Below are 17835 nucleotides of genomic sequence, written 5' to 3'. Positions count from 1 at the left end.
ACGGCTAGTGGTCTTCCAACGCTATCAACGAAGCGTTGCCGCCCGCTGCCGTCGTGTCCGTTGAAACCACGCGCTCCTGCACAAAGCGGGTGAGATAAAGCGGACCTCCAGCTTTCGGCCCCGTGCCGGAAAGCCCCTGCCCGCCAAAGGGCTGGCTTTCCACAATCGCGCCAATCTGGTTTCGGTTCACATACACGTTGCCCGCACCGACCCGCGCGGTCACATGATCAATCACCGCCTGAATGCGAGAGTGCAGCGCAAAGGTCAGCCCGAAGCCCGTTGAGTTAATCTCGTCAATCACTGCATCCAGCTTTCCGGCCTTGTATGTTTTCACATGCAAGACGGGCCCGAAAATTTCGCGGTCCAGCACCTCATCATCGCGCAAGCGAATGATGGTTGGCGCCATAAACAAGCCACCCTCCGGCGCCTTGCCTTGCCAAACGATCTGATCTTTCTTTTCCACCACATAATCGCGCAAGCGGCTTAGCGCGTCGGCGTCGATGACAGGGCCGATATCAGTTTGCGGCAACATCGGATCGCCCATCTCCAATGTAGCAGCAGACCCTTGAATCATCGTCAGCATCCGCTCAGCGACATCTTCCTGCACATAGAGTATGCGGCACGCCGAACAGCGCTGACCAGCCGAGCGGAAGGCGGACAAGATCACGTCATCGGTCACCTGTTCCGGCAGTGCGGTGGCATCCGCAATCATTGCGTTGGTGCCGCCCGTTTCAGCGATGAACGGAATAATCGCACCCGGCTTTTGCGCCAGTTGCAGGTTGATCGCTTTGGCTGTGGCCGTCGATCCGGTGAAAGCAATTGCCGCTACGCGCGGATCACCCACAAGCGCCTGCCCGGTCTCGGCACCGCCGGGCGCCAGAATGAGAGCATCCTTCGGCACGCCAGCCTTGTGCAACAGCGCCAACGCTTCGGCAGCGATTATCGGTGTCTGCGGAGCAGGCTTGGCAACAACTGCATTGCCCGCAGCAAGAGCCGCTGAGACTTGTCCAAGAAAAATCGCGAGCGGGAAATTCCACGGCGCAATCGTCACAACAACGCCGCGCCCTGTCAGACTGTAAGCATTGTCTTCACCCACCGGCCCCGGCAGCATGCGCGGCACCATGATACGGCGGGCCTCGGCTGCGTAGTAGCGCAGAAAGTCTACCGCTTCGCGCACCTCGGCAATGCCATCATCAACGGTCTTTCCAGCCTCTTTTGCCAGGACACCCATGATACGGGTTGTGTCGCTTTCCAGCAGATCAGCGGCACGCTCCAAAATCGAAGCGCGCTCTTTCACATCGCGGCCGCGCCACGCGGGAAAAGCCGCCTGCGCTTTCGCCATACACGCTTCCACGTCCTCTGCACCGAATGCTTCAAGGCTGCCCGATAGCGAAGCAGCCGCCATACCATCCAGCGTGTGTTTCAGTTCCACTCGCGAGCCGAATTCTATACCACGCGAGTTTTTGCGCGGAGCGTACAGCCTGCGCGGAAGTTGAATATCGGGGTGACGGTAAGCACCATCATCCAACCAAGAGGCAGGGCTGGTGAGCAGATCATCAATCGGCACGTCTTTATCGCCCACTTGCGCCACAAAAGATGAGTTCGCCCCGTTCTCCAAAAGCCGTCGCACCAGATAGGCCAACAGATCACGGTGGTGGCCAACGGGTGCGTAAATCCGGCAAGGTACACCATCGCGTCCCTCTGTGATCTGCTCGAAAAGCTCTTCGCCCATGCCGTGCAAGCGCTGAAACTCGTAACCGCCTTTTTCTCCATCGCCTGCAAAAGCCAAAATGGTCGCCACAGTCAAAGCATTGTGCGTAGCGAATTGTGGGTACAGCACATCGCGGTGGAGCAGCATTTGGCGCGCACATGCGGTGTAGGAAACATCCGTCGCCGCTTTGCGGGTGAAAACCGGGAAATCAGCAGCGCCTTCCACCTGGGCATGTTTCACTTCACTGTCCCAATAGGCACCTTTGACCAGCCGAACCATCATGCGCCCATCATTCTTGCGGCAAAGGTCTGCCACCCAGTCGATCACAGCTATCGCGCGTTTTTGATAAGCCTGAATGGCAAGTCCGAACCCATCCCAACCGCGCAGGGAGGGGTCGCTGAACACTGCGTCAATGACGTCCAGCGACAATTCCAGACGGTCAGCTTCTTCCGCATCAATTGTCAGGTTAAGATCGAACGACTTGGCAGACTGCACCAGTTTCAGAACTTCCGGCACCAATTCGCGCAACACCGCGTCGCGGTTGCGGGCAGTGTAGCGCGGGTGCAGCGCAGAGAGCTTGATGGAAATGCCCGGGCGATCCGGCAAAGGTTTGTTGCCCGCCTTGCGCCCAATTTCCTCAATGGCGTCGGCATACGACGCAGCATATCGCTTTGCATCATCCCAAGTTCGCGCGCCCTCGCCCAGCATATCGTAGGAATAGCGATAACCCTTCGCCTCCTGCGCACCAGCCCGTTTCAAGCCCTCTTCAATGGTTTGCCCGAGTACGAACTGATGCCCCAAATAGCGCATGGATTGGCGCACGCCTTGGCGCACAGCGGGGCCACCGATGCGCTTCGTCAGATGCGACAGCAGACCAGAGGGCGAATCGTCCGGCCGGACAATCTTGCTGGAAAGCCCAAGCCCCCAAGTGGCGGCAGAAACAAACCACGTGTCAGCCCCTTCCGTGTCTTCCCAATTGCCTGCAGTGATCTTGTCAGCAATGAGCGCATCTTGGGTGGCCGCATCCGGTACGCGCAACAGCGCTTCAGCCATCACCATCAAGGCAAGACCTTCCTTGGTAGAAAGGCCGTAGTCGCGCAGAAAGTCCTCCATCCCACCAACGGAACCAGCTCGCTCGCGTATGCCTTCAATCAGTGAACGTGCTTTGTCGTCGATCTGCTTCTGCGCCACGCCATCCCGCGCAATGCGCTGCAACAAATCGGGTAACACCGCTTCATCAGCGGGGGCATAGGCGGCAGCGAACGGCGCGAGAAAATTGGTAGACATGACAGACCTCCACGAAGTGATTGCTCACTATATTCCGCTCAGAAAACGATTTCCCACAAATCAAACCTTCCAAATCAGCCGTTAACTGCGATAATCTCTGTATTATTCTAAATTTGGGACAAAATCCGCAATGATTGCCCTTGATGCCTTCGACAAATCCATCCTTCGTGCCCTTTCACATGATGGGCGCATGACGCACACCGCGCTGAGCGAAACGGTGAACCTGTCCCCCAACGCTGTTGCCGAGCGCATCAAACGCCTGCAACGCGATGGTGTGATCGAAGGTTTCGGCGTGCGTTTGTCGGCCAAAGCGCTCGGTAAAACACTGTTGGTGTTTATCGAGGTGAAACTAGATCGCACTTCTGCCGATGTGTTCGACGCATTTTCAGCCGCCGCTGCAAAAACTTCAGAAATTGAGGAATGTCATATGGTAGCGGGCGGCTTCGACTACCTTATCAAGACACGCCACGCGGATATGGCGGCATTCCGGCGTTTCCTGTCGGACACGCTGCTGTCACTTCCGGGCATACGCGAAACCCACACTTACGCGGTGATGGAAGAGGTCAAAGCGTCGGCGACCACAGTCTGACATGAAGGCAAAAATCCAATTTTGCCGCAGGCTTAATTCACAATTCCGGTCAGATTCGGCTCGATTTTGTCACAGAGATTGGATAAACGAGCAGCACGAAGTCTGGAACTTTTCTAAACAAGAACGAAAGGGATAACCCCATGGCAGCCGTCGAAAAAGATATGAACCAAAGCGAAGGCAAATGCCCGGTCATGCACGGAACCCACAGCCAAGTCGCTCGTGGCAGCACTGCAAACCAGCATTGGTGGCCCAATCAGCTCAACTTGAAAATCCTGCACCAGAATTCCGGCATGGTTGACCCGCTCGGCGAAGATTTCGATTATGCCACTGAGTTCCAGAAGCTCGATCTTGAAGCACTCTACAAAGATCTCGAAAGCCTGATGACCACCTCGCAAGAGTGGTGGCCGGCAGACTATGGCCATTACGGCCCGTTCTTCATTCGCATGGCGTGGCACAGCGCTGGCACATACCGCATTCAAGACGGTCGCGGCGGCGCAGGCTCCGGCACGCAGCGCTTCGCCCCGCTAAACTCTTGGCCCGATAACGGCAACCTCGACAAAGCCCGTGCACTGCTCTGGCCAATCAAACAGAAATACGGCAACAGCCTCTCCTGGGCCGACCTGATGGTCTATGCGGGCAACGCTGCGCTGGAATCAATGGGCTTCAAAACCTACGGCTTCGGCGGCGGACGCGAAGACGTGTTTGAGCCGGAAGAAGACATCTACTGGGGCCCGGAAACAACATGGCTTGGCGACGAGCGCTATCGTGGCGACCGCGAGTTGGACCACCCGCTGGCCGCGGTGCAGATGGGTCTGATCTACGTCAACCCGGAAGGCCCGAACGGCAATCCGGACCCGCTCGGCTCTGCCCGCGACATCCGCGAAACTTTCGCCCGCATGGCGATGAACGATGAAGAAACAGTCGCACTCGTTGCCGGTGGCCATACTTTCGGCAAAGCGCACGGCGCTGGCGACCCAGAAAAATTCGTTGGTCGTGAGCCGGAAGGCGCGCCGATGGAACAAATGGGTCTTGGTTGGAAAAACACGATGGGTTCAGGCAAAGGTGTCAATACAATCACTTCGGGCGTCGAAGGCGCTTGGACCTACAACCCAACCAAATGGGACAACGAATATTTCGACATTCTATTCGGCCACGAATGGGAACTGACGAAAAGCCCGGCTGGCGCAAACCAGTGGACACCAAAAGCCGACAGCGCCAAGGACACCGTGCCGGACGCGCACGACCCGAACCGCCGCCACGCGCCAATGATGACCACGGCGGACATGGCGCTTCGCATGGACCCGGCTTACGAGAAAATCTCTCGCCGCTTCCACGAAAACCCGGACGAGTTTGCGGACGCTTTCGCGAAGGCTTGGTACAAACTCACCCACCGCGACATGGGCCCGATCGACCGCTATCTCGGCTCGCAAGTGCCGTCTGAGCCGCTGATCTGGCAGGACCCTGTGCCTGCCGTTGATCACGACTTGATCGACGCTGCGGACATCAAAGCACTGAAAGCCAAGCTTCTCGATTGCGGCCTGTCTGTCTCGCAACTGGTTTCGACCGCTTGGGCGTCCGCTTCCACATTCCGTGGCAGCGACAAGCGTGGTGGCGCCAACGGTGCCCGCCTGCGTTTGGCCCCGCAAAAAGACTGGGACGTCAACAACCCAGCCGAACTCGCCAAAGCGCTGAACGCCATTGAAGGCGTGCAGAAAGCATTCAACGATGACCAAACAGGCAACAAGAAAGTCTCTCTTGCAGACCTGATCGTTCTCGGCGGATGCGCCGCTGTCGAGGCTGCTGCGAAAGCCGCAGGCCAAAGCGTCGAAGTGCCATTCACACCGGGCCGCACAGACGCGACCGACGAGATGACAGACGTGGATAGCTTTGCAGTGCTGGAGCCAACAGTTGATGGTTTCCGCAACTACATCAAAGACGCATCCGCCAAAGGCAGCCGCTCGACTGAAGAACTGTTGATCGACCGTGCGCAACTGCTGACGCTGACTGCGCCGGAAATGACCGTTCTTATTGGCGGCCTGCGGGTGCTCGGCGCAAATGCGTTTGGCTCAACCCACGGCGTCTTCACTGACAAGCCAGGTACGTTGAACACAGGCTTCTTCTCCACCGTGCTGGACTACGGCATCGAGTGGGAACCTGTTGCTGGCAGCGAAGAAGAATTCGTCGGCAAAGACCGCACAACAGGCAAAACCAAATGGACCGGCACACGCGCCGATCTCGTATTCGGTGCCAATTCACAGCTGCGCGCTCAAGCCGAAATATACGCCCAGAACGGCGCGGAAGCGAAGTTCGCGAACGACTTCGTGGCCGCTTGGAACAAAGTGATGAACCTCGACCGCTTCGATGTGAAGTGATTCACCCCGTCATTTGACATAAAGCGGCGCTGCGATTGTAAATCGCGGCGCCGTTTTCTTTTTGAGGCAGGAAACACACATGGCCAACAGCGCCTTCACATTCGACAACACTTTCGCTCGCGATATGGAGGACTTCTACGTCGCATGGAAAGGCGAAAACGCGCCTGCCCCAGAAATCAAATTTTTCAACGATGATTTAGCAAGTTCGCTTGGCCTTGATTCGAAAGAGCTGAACACACCCGATGGCGCAAGAATTTTTACAGGAAGCGGGGTGCCTCAAGGCGCAAATCCGCTGGCGCAAGTTTATGCGGGTCACCAATTCGGCGGCTTTTCGCAACAATTAGGCGATGGCCGCGCACTGCTCTTGGGCGAAATCGTCGATCCGAATGGCGAACGCTACGACATCCAATTAAAGGGCTCCGGCAAGACACCCTTCTCGCGCGGCGGCGACGGCAAGGCCGTTCTCGGCCCTGTGCTGCGCGAATACATCATGGGTGAGGCCATGCATGCGCTCGGCATTCCCACCACCCGCGCACTGGCCGCAGCCACCACAGGCGAGAAAGTCTACCGCGACGCCATCCAGCCCGGCGCTGTTCTCACCCGCGTCGCAGCCAGCCACATTCGCGTTGGCACGTTCCAGTTTTTCGCCGCGCGGGGCGAAGTCGAGCGCATTCGACAACTGGCCGACTACTCAATCCAACGTCACTATCCACATTTGATAGACAGCCGCACACCCTATCTTGATTTCCTTAAGCTCGTCATCGAAGCGCAAGCCGCACTCGTTGCAAGTTGGATGAGCATCGGCTTCATCCATGGGGTGATGAATACCGATAACGTCACCATTTCCGGCGAGACCATCGACTACGGCCCGTGTGCCTTCATGGACGGTTTTGATATGAATACCGTCTACAGTTCCATCGACCGCGGCGGCCGCTACGCCTATGGCAATCAACCAACGATTGCCCAATGGAACCTCGCTCGCTTTGCCGAAACCTTGATCCCATTGTTGGAAGCTCCCGACCAAGACGCAGCAGTCGAAATGGCAACCGAAGCCGTCACTGATTTCAGCGCTATCTACGCCAACCACTGGCTTGACCGAATGCGTGCAAAGATGGGCCTCAAGTTGGCGCAGGAAAACGATGGCGCTTTGGTGAAAGACCTTTTTCAAGCCATGCAAAATGAAGGCGTCGATTTCACCCTCTTCTTCCGTGCTCTTGCAGAAGCCGCGAACGGTAACGAAAATGCGGTGCTGTCGCTCTTTAACAAGCGAGATGAAATCTCGGCTTGGCTGGAAAGCTGGAAAGCGCGATGCAACGCTGAAAGCACTGCACCCAACCAGCGCCACAAAGCCATGAATGCGGTCAATCCACTCTACATCCCTCGCAACCACAAGGTTGAGGAGGCGTTGACTGCTGCTTGGCAAGACGACGACATGGAGCCCGCCAAAAAGCTGCTTGATGTCCTGTCCAACCCGTTCGAAGAGCGCGACAGATTGGAAGAGTACGCAAACCCGGCGCCAGCCGATTTTGGCCCTTACAAGACGTTCTGCGGTACATAAAGCGTGTGATCCCAGCACGATAAACGGTGCCTGCGGCGAAATGGCATCTTCATAAAGTTCGATTTTCCTTGAGCCGAAGCCCTCGCTACCCCAAATCCAACCAATCAAGTTCAGCCCAAGTCTCGGAAACCGCGTGTCTCTTTTTGTCATCGCCGTATTGCCGTTTCTGGGCGCGTTGCTTCCCGGTCTTCTGTATCCGGCAGGGCGTCAAACGTGTGCGGGTGTAACATTCATCGTCACGCTCGCTGCGCTTGTCGGCTTGCTCTCGAATGCACCGGCAGTGTTCGCAGGTGAAGTGGTCACTGCCCGGCTGGAATGGCTGCCCGCGCTGGGCCTCAACGGAACGCTCATGCTCGACGCACTGGGCTTCTTCTTCGCCTGCCTCATTCTTGGTATCGGTCTGCTCATCATTGCTTACGCGCGATACTACCTCTCGCGTGAAGATCATATGGGCGAATTCTTCACCTATCTGCTGCTGTTTCAAGGCGCGATGGTGGGCATCGTCATCTCAGACAACATATTGTTGTTGCTGATTTTTTGGGAATTGACCTCGCTGTCGTCTTTCCTGTTGATCGGTTATTGGAAACATCTGCCAGAAGGCCGCCAAGGCGCACGCATGGCACTGACCGTTACTGGCATGGGTGGTTTGGCGCTGATTGGTGGCATGCTTCTGCTGGGCCAAATTGTCGGTTCGTACGATCTCAGTGTGATCTTGCAAAACAAAGAACTGATCCAAGCCTCGCCGCTTTATGTGCCCTCTCTGCTGCTGATCTTGCTCGGCTGTTTTACAAAGTCTGCACAGTTCCCCTTCCATTTCTGGCTGCCTCACGCGATGGCGGCGCCGACACCTGTTTCCGCGTATTTGCATTCCGCAACGATGGTGAAAGCAGGTATTTTCCTAATGGCACGGTTGTGGCCCGTTCTTTCTGGCACAAACGAATGGTTCGTTATCGTAACCACGGCAGGGCTGATTACGATGGTGCTGGGTGCAGTGATCGCACTCTTCAAACACGACCTGAAAGCTCTGCTCGCTTTTTCCACCGTCAGCCATTTGGGCCTGATCACAATGCTGCTTGGAACCGGAACAGCCTTTGGGGCGATGGCTGCAGTCTTCCACATCCTCAACCATGCGACGTTCAAGGCCGCTCTGTTTATGTCAGCGGGAATTGTCGACCACGAAACGAAAACACGCGACATTCGACGCCTGGGTGGCCTTCGCCATCTCATGCCGATCACATTCGTGATCGCTTCGTTGGCGGCGCTTTCCATGGCCGGAATTCCCTTGCTGAACGGCTTCTTGTCGAAGGAAATGATGCTTGAGGAAACCACCCGCACAACATTGTTCGGCGCACCGTGGTTGGTGCCTGCGCTTGCCGTTATCGGTTCGCTCTTCTCAGCCGCCTATTCATTCCGCCTGATCGGCCACACTTTCCTCGGCCCCAAGCGCGACGATTACCCGGCACCGCCGCACGATCCAGGTCCTGGCCTGTACTTGCCGCCAGCAATCCTGATCGTGCCTGTCGTAATCATCGGCCTGATGCCATTCCTTGCTGAACCCTTCGTCCGACTGGTCACAGAAGCTGTGATCGGCGGCACTGCGGAAATGCCGACAGCCAAATTGAAAATCTGGCATGGTCTGGTTCCCGCGCTCTATATGTCGATTGTCGCTGTGGTTGGTGGTTTACTGCTGCTCAAAGCGTTTCCCACAGCCCTGCGCATTTGGGACAACGCTCCTCGGCCCGAAGCCAAAACAATCTTCGAAGCACTGGTTGAGGCTGTTGCCGCAGTCGCGCGCAAGACAACCTATGCCCTACACAATGGTGCCTTCACCCGCTATGGCGCGATCATGGCCTCGACCGTTATTGTCGCAGGCACCTACGCTTGGTTGACCGGGACAGTCGGCCCAGTCACGCGCGCTGTGCAGCCGGTAGACCCGGTTTCCATTGGCGGCTGGGTGATGCTAACCGCAGCAACGGTCGGGTTGGTCTTTACCCATCGCAACCGCTTCATGTCGCTCATTCTGATTGGCATTATCGGTCTCATCGTCTCCATCGGCTTCGTCTTTTTCAGCGCACCAGACCTCGCCATGACGCAGATTACGGTGGAAGTGGTTACGATCATCCTGCTGTTGTTGGCCCTCAATTTCATGCCAAACAAAACACCGGTCGAATCGACACCATTGTTGCGTTTGCGCGATGGCACAATTGCTGTTGCTGGCGGCTTGGCAACGACCGCTTTGGCCTGGCACTACCTGTTGCGGGACCACGTCGCACCGTCGATTTCAGATTTCCACCTCGCCAATTCCTACAAAGGTGGCGGTGGCACAAATGTTGTGAACGTAACCCTAGTGGATTTCCGCGGCTTTGACACCTACGGCGAAATCATCGTTCTCGGCATCGCAGCCCTGTTGATCTACGCTTTGACAGAAGCGCTTCTTTCCAGCCCCGTTCGCGCCAAATTGCTCAACCGCAAACCCGACCAGCCCCGCGCGGGCGACAAACATCCCATGATGATGGTCATACTCACCCGCGTCCTCATGCCACTTGCCATCATGGTCGGCTTCTACATCTTCTTAAGGGGGCACAACCAACCAGGTGGCGGCTTCATTGCAGGACTCATCGTTTCCATCGCAGTCGTGATGCAATACATGGCCAGCGGTTTCTCGTGGGCCTCAGCAAGATTGCGCTATCCCTACCACGGCGTCATCGGCGCAGGTGTTTTGATCGCAGGTCTCACCGGCATCGGCTCGTGGTTTGTTGGAAAACCGTTCCTGACAACAGCCTTCGAATATGTCCGCATTCCGCCGTTCGAGAAATTCGAGCTCGCCACCGCGCTTGTCTTTGACCTTGGAGTTTTCCTTGCAGTTGTCGGCGCAGTGATGTTGTCACTAGAAAGCCTGTCGCGCCTTTCAGAACGGGCGAATGTTCAAAGCAGCGACTACCCAATGGACATTGACCCATCACGTGATGACGCTGGCGAAAAGGGGAGCGCATAACATGGAGCTTCTCGTCGCCACAGGCATTGGTGTTTTGACCGCAGGCGGACTGTATCTCGTTCTGCGATTGCGCACCTTCCCCGTCATTCTAGGCATCGCTTTGCTCACATACGCGGTGAACGTTTTCCTGTTCGCATCCGGTCGCCTCACCATCGGCTCCGCCCCCATTCTGCGAGACGGCGTGACGACCTACGCCGACCCCCTGCCCCAAGCATTAGTGCTGACAGCAATCGTGATTTCCTTTGGCATGACAGCTGTTGTGGTGATGATCTCACTCGGCGCGTTTCTTGGGTCCGAAGATGACCACGTGAACGATCCGGCTGAAGACGACGACGGCACTTCCGAAAACAATTCGGGGGCAGCGAAATGAACCATTGGATTATCGCCCCGATCATTCTGCCGGCCATTCTCGCACCTTTCATCGTGCTGGCTGCCCGCTATCACATCGGCATTCAGCGGGCTTTATCGATCGCGGGTGTCGCCGCCCTTGTGATAATTTCTGGTGGCCTTGCATGGCAGGCATCTGACGGCACCATTTCGCTCTATCAACTAGGCGATTGGGCCTCTCCCTTCGGTATCGGACTGGTTGCAGACCGGCTCTCTACCGTCATGGTGTTCCTTACATCTGTTCTCGCCTTCTTCGTGCTGCTTCACTCAATCGGCTCTGGTTGGGACGAGCGTGGGCGGCACTTTCACGCGCTTTATCAGTTTCAGCTCATGGGCATTATCGGCGCGTTCCTGACGGGCGATCTGTTCAATCTGTTCGTCTTTTTCGAAGTCTTGCTCATCGCTTCCTACGGTTTGATGATCCATTCTGGCGGCAATGTGCGACTGCGCGCAGGCGTGCAGTATGTGATGTTTAACCTGCTTGGTTCGACGCTTTTCCTGTTTGCCCTCGGCGCAATCTACGCGGAAACCGGCACGCTCAACATGGCAGACCTCGCCCAGCGCGTCACACTTATTGACCCGTCCGCCAGCGTTGGCATCCGCGTGGCGGCAGTGCTTTTGCTGCTAGTATTCGCGATCAAGGCAGCAGTTGTTCCGTTGCACTTCTGGCTCCCCTCCAGCTACGCCGAAGCACCCGCACCAGTCGCCGCCTTGTTCGCTATCATGACCAAAGTGGGGGCTTATTCGATCATCCGCGTCTACACTTTGGCCTTTCCCGCTGATATGGAAATCATGGCGGGCCTTCACGGAACATGGCTGCTGCCGGCCGCCCTTATATCGCTTGCGCTGGGCACAATCGGCGTGTTGGGCGCGAAAAAACTAGACCGACTTGTAACGTTCTCGGTCATTGGCTCGATGGGTATGGTGATGGTGGCAATCTCCAAATTCACGCCGGACAGCATAACAGCCGCACTTTACTACATGATCCATTCCACGCTGGCCGCCGGAGCGCTTTTCCTCATCGTTGACCTCGTTCGCACTGGCCGGAAAAACCTTGTACTAACACCGCAGCCAACCGTCGCAGGCGCTTCGATGACCGCAGGAGTGTTCTTCGCTGCCGCCATAGCAATGGCGGGCCTACCGCCGCTATCCGGCTTCGTCGGCAAGCTGCTCATTCTGGACGCCGCCTTCTCGACGCCATACGGTGCTTGGGTATGGGCAGTTATCTTGATCAGCAGCCTTATTGGCATTGTCGGCTTTTCTCGCGCTGGCAGCATTATCTTTTGGAAGGCAAAGAGCGTCGAGCGGGCTCAAGATGACGCCATGCCGCCAGAGCCAAATGTCTTGAGCTATGTCGCGGTCGGTGGCCTTCTGGCCCTCATCGTAGCGCATACGATTTTTGCCGGTCCAATCTATGACTACCTCGCCGCCACATCAGAACAATTATTCGACCCACAGCCTTACATCTCGACCGTTCTGGAAACACCGGGCAAACTCAGCCCACCGGCAGGAGGCAATTGATATGAGCGCATTTGTTCGCTGGCTTTTGCCCCATCCGTTTCTGACGCTGCTCCTCGCCATCGTTTGGGTGCTGCTGCAAAACGAAGTATCGGCTGGAATGGTCGTCTTCGGCTTTATTCTAGGTATTATCATCCCACGCGCGACCGCCGTTTGGTGGCCCGAACGCCCAAGCAATTTCCGAATGGGCAAGATGATAAAATATAGCCTTTTGGTGATCTGGGATATTATCATCGCCAACATACAAGTCGGCTGGATCGTTCTGACCAAGCCAAATTCCAAATTGAAACCCGCTTGGGTTGTCGTTCCCATAGACGTGCGTCAACCAGAGGCCATCACGGTGCTTGCAGGCACCGTGACGCTGACGCCCGGCACGATTTCTGCAGATTTGTCGAACTGTGGTCACTATCTACTCGTCCACGCACTTCACACCGAAGATCCAGACGCCGTGCGTGAGGAGATCAAAGAGCGCTATGAGCGCCGATTGAAGGAGATTTTCGTATGATTTTCGCCCAAAGCCTGATGAATTTCGCCCTGATTTTTGCCTTCGTCGTCGTGGCACTGGCGCAATTGATGGCAACCATTCGCCTGGTCATAGGCCCCAGTTCCAGCGACCGCATACTGGCGCTGGATACGATGTTTGTGAACGCCATCGGCGTCATCGTGCTGCTTGGTATCTGGCAAGGAACACGAATTTATTTCGAGGTTTCGCTTATCATCGCCATGTTCGGCTTCGTCTCCACGGTGGCCTATGCCCGCTTTATTCTACGCGGAGACATGATCGAATGATGGAGATCGCCGCCCTTTATTTTATCAGCTTCTGCCTGCTTGTCGGCGCATGCTTCATCGCCATCGGGGCAATTGGTCTGCTTCGCTTTGATGACGCAATGGCCCGCCTTCATGCGCCAACAAAGGTCGGCACGCTCGGCGTAGGCGCGCTGTTGATCGCGTCCATGCTGCATTCAGACCTGTTCGGCGAAGGCTGGTCCATGCACGAAGTCCTGATCATGGCTTTCCTGTTCGTCACCGCACCAATTTCCGCAAACTTCATGGCCAAAGTGACAATTCACGCAAAAGCGTGCGAAGCGCCGCCGAAGCCAAGCGAGCAATCTAAATGGTCAACACTGGATGTTCCGGAAGAAGATCTTGAGGTGGCAGAGCAAAAGGTCTGATCGCGCAAGCAAGGCAACACCAAAATGACAACCCGACTAAGCCACTGAAATATCCGAAGAAATGGTGGGCGATACTGGGATTGAACCAGTGACCCCTACAATGTCAATGTAGTGCTGACGCGCCAAACGCTTGAAATAATGAGAAAAAATTTGAAAATTTAGTCTCGATTTGAAGTGTTTTAAGACGTAAGCATCCGATTTGGCCGGAACTTGACCAAGTTTTGACCAAGTCATGTTTCCACCTTCTGTGACAATTCAGTTTCATTGGCTCCTGAGCATTATGAAACTCCCAAATCAACGACCGACTACCCTCCCCGCACCAGAAACGCAGGATGACACTAAACGTCGAGATACATTCGACACTAGCCTGAAAAAAGAACAGCAGGCTGCACCATCGGACAGGATTGAAATTTCTGAAAACTCTCCAACAGGAGGTGGGCCAACCTACGAAAAATCTAAGGTGTTAATAGACCTGTTGCCTAACCAGTCGTCAGACCCGTTGTCTGCAACGTTGGCTGAGCCGTTACCCGAAATGTTGGGTAACGGGGGCAGTCGTGAATTTGTATCTTTCGCACTATGCAATTTAGGCGAAAGCTTGAGACTTCGTACCGTAGATATCGACCTGCTAGCAGCTTCAATTTCAAGTCGCCCAATTATCGAGCACATGCCGATGCCACATGCAATCGCGCAACTTTGCATTTGGGTGGACGGCATCTCAAATGGCACTCCTACTACGCCGACAACCTACGATGTCACGTTCTCAAAATTGGCGAAACGCTTTGTAGGATCCGCGCTGAATGCACACAATGCAGTTCCTCTTGCGCGGAAAATTAAGCAGCATGCGGGTGGTTTAGCGAGTGGAACAAAGTCCGTTTACAACTCATCAGCAGCGTTTGCATTCGCCAAACTTGCGATCGATGCCAGCAACACACAGGACCAGATTGCATATTTGGCGGCATTCCTAATTGCGGATTCTAAGCTTTTCGATCCGACCAAATTTCATGTCAGCCAAACAAGGTCTTCGCGATATCCAAATCAACTTGGCGACAATGAATTGTGTCGCATCGAGAAATATTTACGCGAAAGCTCCTCAGCGCTCTCCGAAGTGGCCGGACACATGCTCCATGCTATTCGCGAAACCGGTATGCGGCCTATTGAACTCAACAACTTTGATACAGGACAAAATGAAGAAGGTGTAATGTGGGTCAGGATAGAAAACTGTAAATACAGCCAAGATGGTCTCCGTGCTCATGGGCCGCATCGTACACTCTTTTTCGAGGAACCCAGCGAACGATTGATCATCGCTCTTCAAGAAACCTACGATCTTGCGTGGGGCATGCATGACGAGGATTGGCGAGTTTTGCTAAACGCAGCGCAGCGTCTGCTGAAAATCGCATGCCAAAAAATATGGGCTACCAAGAAAGAATACAAACATCACAATCACAGATTGTACGACGGTCGTCATCAGTTCGCGGCAGACGTTAAACTTGCTTATGAAAACCACCCCGACAAAGGGCGAATAGTAGCTGCTTTGATGGGACATGCGATTGATACAACGGCAGACGAACACTACGCAAAAAAGTCGGTGGGACGTAAGGGGGGCAAGCGCCCGCGTCCATCGCCGAAGGACGTAAAACAAGTCTCGGAAGTTAAAAAGAAAAAGACGGCTAAGCGGCTTAATCAGTTGCTCAACAGATCGGGATCCTCCAAGCTGAATGGGCCCAAAAAATAGATGCAGTGTCTTATTCAGCAGTTGCGAGATAGAAAGCCAGATGAGAGTGGTTTTGTCCTTGGGGTCGCAGGTAGCAAGGGTGGGGTTGGAAAAACAACCCTCGTTACTAACTTGGCTATCGCATATGCGCAGTTTGGATTGAGAGTTGCTATCGTGGATTGCGACTTTGATCAGCGATCAGCAGCAAGCTGGTGTCGGAGACGTCAAGAGCGTGGAAGCTCACCAAAAATTACTTGGTCTACCACCAAGTTGTCTGAACTCCGACAAAGTTCAATAATCCGGTCGCAAGCATATGATGTAATCATGGTTGACACTGCAGGACATGCGAATAACGTCATCGGTCAATTAGCATCGGTAGTTGATAAACTGCTGTTTCCAACGCAGTCGTCAATTTTTGACATCGAGCGAACAAATTTAATGGTGCACGCTGCGCAAAATATCGAAGGTCTTGATTTTGGAGTAGTTTTCAATCGAGGCCGCTCCCCCAGCAAGATGAGATTACAAGCGGTAGAGGAAGTACCAAAGCTACTTGATACTCATCTACCGGAATCGGTCAAACTACACGATGCCAGCGCTATCGGATTTGGCATCGGCGAGCTTGATTACAACTGCTCAGTCGCGAAATCCTTACGAGAAATCGCTTTGGAGGCCGTGGATCCAAACCAAAAGGGCATTGCAGAAAATGAGTAAATTCACAGATCTGATTGAGGAACACAAAAAATCTGCACTTGAAAGCGGCAACGCTCGCTTCAGCCTGCGTATACCGAGAAATCAACATTCCATGATCCAAAGACTGGCCGATGATGTCGGCATTTCTATGAACGATCTCATTTTGTGTGCGCTACAGGCCGCCTACTCCTCTTACACGGGCACGGAGTTACACAAACCAGACGATATGGCTTCGGAACTAGATAAACCAAAAGTCGAGTAATCGTGGAAATAGGTCTGTTAGGTCAGTTTACCAACCAACTTTCTGCGCAGCATGTAGTTGTATCACGAGCCCAGCCAAGCTGGCCGGAAGCGGAAGTTGGATTTCGCAGACAAAAACATCCGAAGCAGACGTTGACATCGCTTTTTTGGAGGAATGGTTTAACGCTATCGGAGCGAACAATGCTGACGTTTACATCCTAAGCTTGTGTCCAGTTCGACATCCCATTGACCAAACAATTGTGCCGCCGAGATCTTATAAGGAAGAAACGCTATTTCGGGCGCACTCTCTCTGAATGTCGTTCAGCCCAGTCTTTCATGGCCAGTGCAATTTTGCCTAGATCATGGCCAAGCTCTGTAAGCTCATAGGTCACTTTTGGTGGCGATGATGGTTCTACTGTGCGCGTCAAAAGATTGTCCTCCTCCATCTCGCGGAGATGCTCGGTGAGAACTTTGGACGAAATACCTTCAATCGAGCGGCGCAACTCTCCAAATCGACATGCCCTTTGGGTCAATCGACCAACGATCAGAATTGTCCATTTGTCGGCAATGCGCGATAGTGTCCGGCGTGTGTGACACTCGCGGGAGTAGACACCCCAGCATTCAAAACCGGGCGTGACCTTGGCACGGCGGCCGTCGCTTGGTTCAGCTACATCAGACATTTGAACTCTCTCATTTAGTGGTTACGAAAAGGTACCTACTTTTCCATACAAACTATATGTGACTAATGCAATGTCTCACGCCTGAAAGCAACAGGCACCACACAACGGAGAGACACGATGTCCATCAAAACAACCATTGCAGCAGGCGTAGTTGCTGCAGCTTCCACTCTTTCGACGGCTTCCGCAGAAGAACTTACCAAGCGTGTTCTTGTCTACGGAGATTCCAATGCCTGGGGCTGGGTCCCAATCGCGGAAGGATTTCCAACAACGCGCCTACCCGATGCCGAGCGCTTTGCTGGTGTCATGCAGGCCGCCTTGGGCGACGGCTATGAAGTTGTCGTAGATGGCTTGAATAACCGAACAACCGACATCGACGATCCGCAGGACTGGGGAAATGTACCCATGCGGTCATTCAACGGCGCAGCTGATCTACCTGCTGCAATTGCCCGTGAAATGCCGCTTGACCTTGTCATCATCATGCTTGGAACGAACGACGTGAAGGCGGGCTTTGAGCGTACGCCGGAGCGCGTGGCCGAGGGTGCAATGGCATTGGCCCTTATCGCAAAAGAAAGCCAAGGTGTTGCTACAGCCTATGCGGCTCCCAAGGTGCTTGTCGTAACCCCGCCACCCTTTGGAGCGTTTGGGGTTGAGGCATTTGCACAGTTTTACGCTGGTGGTGATGCCAAATCAGCGGCCTTCTCGGCTACATTTGCGGATGCAGGCAAAGCAGCAGAGGTGAGAATATTTGATGCAAGAGACGCAATGGGTGCCACCAGTGGCATCGACGGCGTTCACTTTTCGCTTGAAGATCATACCCAATTGGGTTCCGCACTTGCCACCGAAGTGAGTTCAATCCTTAAGTAAAATTAAATTGCGGGGCTCGATTTGTTCGAGCCCCGCAATGCGTTGGCGAGTAATGTGGTCT

Annotated in this window: 15 protein-coding genes; 13 read left to right on the top strand and 2 right to left on the bottom strand. The window is 54.6% G+C overall.

The genetic code is table 11. The features are described 5' to 3' along the window. Positions 1-4 precede the first annotated feature (4 nt). Positions 5-2998: an L-glutamate gamma-semialdehyde dehydrogenase gene (locus tag ACFQ14_RS03375; protein ID WP_377211283.1), complete on the bottom strand. Its 2994-nt coding sequence runs from the start codon at positions 2996-2998 to the stop codon at positions 5-7. A 130-nt stretch (positions 2999-3128) separates the two neighbouring features. On the opposite strand from ACFQ14_RS03375, the gene ACFQ14_RS03370 reads away from it, so the two are divergent. The 12 genes from ACFQ14_RS03370 to ACFQ14_RS03315 all read left to right on the top strand — a co-directional run bounded on the left by ACFQ14_RS03370 (position 3129) and on the right by ACFQ14_RS03315 (position 16252). Further along, positions 3129-3587, top strand: coding sequence for an Lrp/AsnC ligand binding domain-containing protein (locus ACFQ14_RS03370; protein ID WP_377211282.1), 459 nt, complete (start codon positions 3129-3131; stop codon positions 3585-3587). A gap of 140 nt (positions 3588-3727) precedes the next feature. After that, a complete protein-coding gene (gene katG, locus ACFQ14_RS03365; protein WP_377211281.1) occupies positions 3728-5959 on the top strand; it encodes a catalase/peroxidase HPI in 2232 nt (743 codons plus the stop codon). A gap of 79 nt (positions 5960-6038) precedes the next feature. Continuing rightward, on the top strand, positions 6039-7517 hold the full coding sequence (locus tag ACFQ14_RS03360) for a protein adenylyltransferase SelO (protein WP_377211280.1): 1479 nt from the start codon (positions 6039-6041) through the stop codon (positions 7515-7517). Positions 7518-7650: 133 nt separating this feature from the next. Continuing rightward, positions 7651-10512: a monovalent cation/H+ antiporter subunit A gene (locus ACFQ14_RS03355; protein WP_377211279.1), complete on the top strand. Its 2862-nt coding sequence runs from the start codon at positions 7651-7653 to the stop codon at positions 10510-10512. 1 nt (position 10513) lies between these two features. Then, positions 10514-10882 (top strand): Na+/H+ antiporter subunit C, encoded by a 369-nt coding sequence (locus ACFQ14_RS03350; RefSeq protein WP_377211278.1) that lies wholly within the window; start codon positions 10514-10516, stop codon positions 10880-10882. Beyond that, on the top strand, positions 10879-12420 hold the full coding sequence (locus ACFQ14_RS03345) for a monovalent cation/H+ antiporter subunit D (protein ID WP_377211277.1): 1542 nt from the start codon (positions 10879-10881) through the stop codon (positions 12418-12420). Before ACFQ14_RS03350 ends, ACFQ14_RS03345 begins: the two co-directional genes overlap by 4 nt. Before the next feature lies 1 nt (position 12421). Continuing rightward, positions 12422-12922: a Na+/H+ antiporter subunit E gene (locus ACFQ14_RS03340; protein WP_377211276.1), complete on the top strand. Its 501-nt coding sequence runs from the start codon at positions 12422-12424 to the stop codon at positions 12920-12922. Further along, positions 12919-13206: a K+/H+ antiporter subunit F gene (locus ACFQ14_RS03335; RefSeq protein ID WP_377211275.1), complete on the top strand. Its 288-nt coding sequence runs from the start codon at positions 12919-12921 to the stop codon at positions 13204-13206. Before ACFQ14_RS03340 ends, ACFQ14_RS03335 begins: the two co-directional genes overlap by 4 nt. Then, complete coding sequence (locus tag ACFQ14_RS03330; protein ID WP_377211274.1) at positions 13203-13589, top strand: Na+/H+ antiporter subunit G; 387 nt, start codon at positions 13203-13205, stop codon at positions 13587-13589. Before ACFQ14_RS03335 ends, ACFQ14_RS03330 begins: the two co-directional genes overlap by 4 nt. Positions 13590-13869: 280 nt before the next feature. Then, complete coding sequence (locus ACFQ14_RS03325) at positions 13870-15321, top strand: hypothetical protein (RefSeq protein WP_377211273.1); 1452 nt, start codon at positions 13870-13872, stop codon at positions 15319-15321. After that, complete coding sequence (locus ACFQ14_RS03320) at positions 15322-16011, top strand: ParA family protein (RefSeq protein WP_377211272.1); 690 nt, start codon at positions 15322-15324, stop codon at positions 16009-16011. After that, positions 16004-16252: a hypothetical protein gene (locus ACFQ14_RS03315; protein ID WP_377211271.1), complete on the top strand. Its 249-nt coding sequence runs from the start codon at positions 16004-16006 to the stop codon at positions 16250-16252. Before ACFQ14_RS03320 ends, ACFQ14_RS03315 begins: the two co-directional genes overlap by 8 nt. Before the next feature lie 268 nt (positions 16253-16520). Here ACFQ14_RS03315 and ACFQ14_RS03310 read toward each other — a convergent pair whose 3' ends face one another. After that, a complete protein-coding gene (locus ACFQ14_RS03310; protein WP_377211270.1) occupies positions 16521-16910 on the bottom strand; it encodes a winged helix-turn-helix transcriptional regulator in 390 nt (129 codons plus the stop codon). A 117-nt stretch (positions 16911-17027) separates the two neighbouring features. On the opposite strand from ACFQ14_RS03310, the gene ACFQ14_RS03305 reads away from it, so the two are divergent. Beyond that, positions 17028-17774 carry a GDSL-type esterase/lipase family protein gene (locus tag ACFQ14_RS03305; protein WP_377211269.1) on the top strand — a complete coding sequence of 249 codons (747 nt, stop codon included), beginning with the start codon at positions 17028-17030 and terminating at the stop codon, positions 17772-17774. The last annotated feature ends 61 nt before the right edge of the window (positions 17775-17835 follow it).

The organism is Pseudahrensia aquimaris, assembly GCF_042676045.1.
Classification (GTDB): domain Bacteria; phylum Pseudomonadota; class Alphaproteobacteria; order Rhizobiales; family Rhizobiaceae; genus Pseudahrensia; species Pseudahrensia aquimaris.
This window is presented reverse-complemented; position numbering and strand designations above follow the sequence as displayed.

Excerpts from the sequence above, each read along its gene's own strand:
- ACFQ14_RS03375 (WP_377211283.1), bottom strand. The coding sequence starts at position 2,998 with ATGTCTACCAATTTTCTCGCGCCGTTCGCTGCCGCCTATGCCCCCGCT.
- ACFQ14_RS03370 (WP_377211282.1), top strand. The coding sequence starts at position 3,129 with ATGATTGCCCTTGATGCCTTCGACAAATCCATCCTTCGTGCCCTTTCA.
- katG (WP_377211281.1), top strand. The coding sequence starts at position 3,728 with ATGGCAGCCGTCGAAAAAGATATGAACCAAAGCGAAGGCAAATGCCCG.
- ACFQ14_RS03360 (WP_377211280.1), top strand. The coding sequence starts at position 6,039 with ATGGCCAACAGCGCCTTCACATTCGACAACACTTTCGCTCGCGATATG.
- ACFQ14_RS03350 (WP_377211278.1), top strand. The coding sequence starts at position 10,514 with ATGGAGCTTCTCGTCGCCACAGGCATTGGTGTTTTGACCGCAGGCGGA.
- ACFQ14_RS03345 (WP_377211277.1), top strand. The coding sequence starts at position 10,879 with ATGAACCATTGGATTATCGCCCCGATCATTCTGCCGGCCATTCTCGCA.
- ACFQ14_RS03340 (WP_377211276.1), top strand. The coding sequence starts at position 12,422 with ATGAGCGCATTTGTTCGCTGGCTTTTGCCCCATCCGTTTCTGACGCTG.
- ACFQ14_RS03335 (WP_377211275.1), top strand. The coding sequence starts at position 12,919 with ATGATTTTCGCCCAAAGCCTGATGAATTTCGCCCTGATTTTTGCCTTC.
- ACFQ14_RS03330 (WP_377211274.1), top strand. The coding sequence starts at position 13,203 with ATGATGGAGATCGCCGCCCTTTATTTTATCAGCTTCTGCCTGCTTGTC.
- ACFQ14_RS03325 (WP_377211273.1), top strand. The coding sequence starts at position 13,870 with ATGAAACTCCCAAATCAACGACCGACTACCCTCCCCGCACCAGAAACG.
- ACFQ14_RS03320 (WP_377211272.1), top strand. The coding sequence starts at position 15,322 with ATGCAGTGTCTTATTCAGCAGTTGCGAGATAGAAAGCCAGATGAGAGT.
- ACFQ14_RS03315 (WP_377211271.1), top strand. The coding sequence starts at position 16,004 with ATGAGTAAATTCACAGATCTGATTGAGGAACACAAAAAATCTGCACTT.
- ACFQ14_RS03310 (WP_377211270.1), bottom strand. The coding sequence starts at position 16,910 with ATGTCTGATGTAGCTGAACCAAGCGACGGCCGCCGTGCCAAGGTCACG.
- ACFQ14_RS03305 (WP_377211269.1), top strand. The coding sequence starts at position 17,028 with ATGTCCATCAAAACAACCATTGCAGCAGGCGTAGTTGCTGCAGCTTCC.